The 2,287-nt window shown below is 74.0% G+C and carries 1 protein-coding gene; it reads right to left on the bottom strand.

Annotation, left to right across the window (positions count from 1 at the left end; genetic code table 11):
* Positions 1-22 precede the first annotated feature (22 nt).
* The coding region (gene mutS / locus VGB60_RS10200) for a DNA mismatch repair protein MutS (RefSeq protein ID WP_331038153.1) at positions 23-2,287 on the bottom strand (2,265 nt) is incomplete at its 5' end.

The following is a 2,287-nucleotide window of genomic DNA, read 5'->3' as shown; positions in this document are numbered from 1 at the left end:
TCGCTCACCGCCGGTTGGGTGCTCACCGGGCCAGGGCCTTCAGCCGGTACAGCGCCTCCAGCGCCTCGCGCGGGGACAGTTCGTCGGGCTCGATGGCGGTCAGGGCGTCCTCGACGGCGGACGCGACGGGCGGCGGCGCGGGCGCGGCGGCGGCGAACAGGGGCAGGTCGTCGAGGCTGGCGACCGCGCGCTTCTCCCCCTCCAGCCGGTCCAGCACCTCGCGGGCGCGGGCGACGACGGCGGCGGGGACTCCCGCCAGTTTGGCCACCTGCACGCCGTAGCTGCGGTCGGCGGCGCCGGGCGTGGCCTCGTGCAGGAAGACGAGGTCGCCGTTCCATTCGCGCGCCGCCATCGACAGGTTGCAGACGTGGTCCAGCCGCGTCTCCAGCCCGGCCAGCTCGTGGTAGTGGGTGGCGAACAGGGTGCGGGCGCGGTTGCGGTCGTGCAGGGCCTCGGCGACGGCCCATGCGATGGCCAGGCCGTCATAGGTGGCGGTGCCGCGCCCGATCTCGTCCAGCACCACGAACGAGCGGTCCGTGGCCTGCGTCAGGATGGCGGCGGTCTCGACCATCTCGGTCATGAAGGTGGAGCGGCCGCGGGCGAGGTCGTCGCCGGCGCCGACGCGGCTGAACAACCGGTCGACTACGCCCAGCCGCATGCCGCGTGCGGGCACGAACGCCCCGGCCTGGGCCAGCACCACCAGCAGGGCGTTCTGGCGCAGGAAGGTCGACTTGCCGGCCATGTTGGGGCCGGTGACGATCGACAGGCGCGCGCCAGTCCTTTCCACATTGGCTGACCCACTGCCGTCGAGCCGGCAATCGTTGGGGGTGTAGGGCGACCCCTGCGCCTTCACCGCCGCCTCGACGACGGGGTGGCGGCCGGCGATCACCTCGAAACGGGCTGTGTCGTCAACGACCGGCCGTACCGCGCCGACCTCCTCGGCCCATTCAGCCAGGGCGGCGTGGCAGTCGAGCTCGGCCAGCGCCTCGGCGAGGGCCTGCAGCGGCGTCGCCAGCGACTGGACGGTCCGGCGCCACACCTCGAAGGTCTCGGCCTCGATGGCGAGGGCGCGTTGGCCCGCCTGGCTGATCTTCGCGTCCAGCTCAGACAGTTCGACGGTGGTGAAGCGGACCTGATTGGCGAGGGTCTGGCGGTGGATGAAGGGGCTGTCGCCAGAGGGTCGGAGCAGGGTCTCGGCCGCCTTGGCGCTCGTCTCGAGGAAATAGCCGAGCACGGCGTTGTGGCGAATCTTGAACGGCACGCCGGCCTCGGCCACGGCGCGGGCCTCAAGGTCGGCGACGACGCGGCGGCTGTCGTCGCGCAGGCGGCGCGCCTCCTCCAGCTCGGGCCGATAGCCGGGCTCGACGAAGCCCCCGTCACGGGCTAGGTGCGGGGGTTCGGGGGCGAGGCCGTCGGTCAGGTGGGCGAGAAGCCGGCCCAGGTCGGGCGACAGAGCCAGCCGGTCCAGCGCGGCGGCGATACGATCGGGCGGGCCCGTCAGCGGATCGCGAGCGAGGGGGAACCGGCCGAACACGGTCTCGGCCGTCCGCAGCCCGGTCCGGATGGCGCCCAGGTCGCGCGGGCCGCCGCGGCCGAGCACCAGGCGCGAGGCGGCGCGGGCGACATCGGATGAGGCGCGCAGGGCGTCGCGCAGGTCGCGGCGAAGGTCGCGGCGCTCCAGCAGCCATTCGACGGCGTCGAGGCCGTGGTTGATGGCGACGGTGTCGCGCAGGGGCCGCGCGATGCGCTCGGCCAGGGCCCGGGCCCCGCAGGCGGTGACGGTTCGGTCAATGCAGGCCAGCAGCGAGCCCTCGCGCTCGCCTCTCTGGTTGCGGTCGATCTCAAGGCTCAGCCGGGTCGCGGGATCGATGGCGAGGAAGCCGCTGTCGCCCGCGCGGCGGGGCGGCGACAGGGCCGGGATCTTGCCGGCCTGCGTCGTCTCCAGATAGGCGGCGATGAGTCCCAGCGCCGAGACTTCCGCCTCCTCGAAGGCGCCGAAGCCGTCCAGCGAGGCCACGCCGTACAGGCGCTCGATCCGCACCCGCGCGCCGACGGGTTCCGCCAGCGCCTGCGGCAGGGCCTGAACCACACCGCCCGAGCCGTCGAGCGCGGCCTTGGCGGCGGGGTCGGAGAACAACCGGTCCGGGACCAGCACCTCGGAAGGACGGAACGAGGCGAGGGTCGCGCCGAGGTCGTCGAGCGAACAGGCGACGGCGTCGACCGAGCCGGCCGACAGCTCGACCACGGCCACGGCGGCGCGGCCCTTGCGCACCGAGACGGCGGCCAG

Source organism: Brevundimonas sp., assembly GCF_036399195.1.
GTDB lineage: Bacteria > Pseudomonadota > Alphaproteobacteria > Caulobacterales > Caulobacteraceae > Brevundimonas.
Note: the sequence above shows the minus strand (reverse complement) of the source record. Positions and strands in the feature narration are given on the sequence as shown.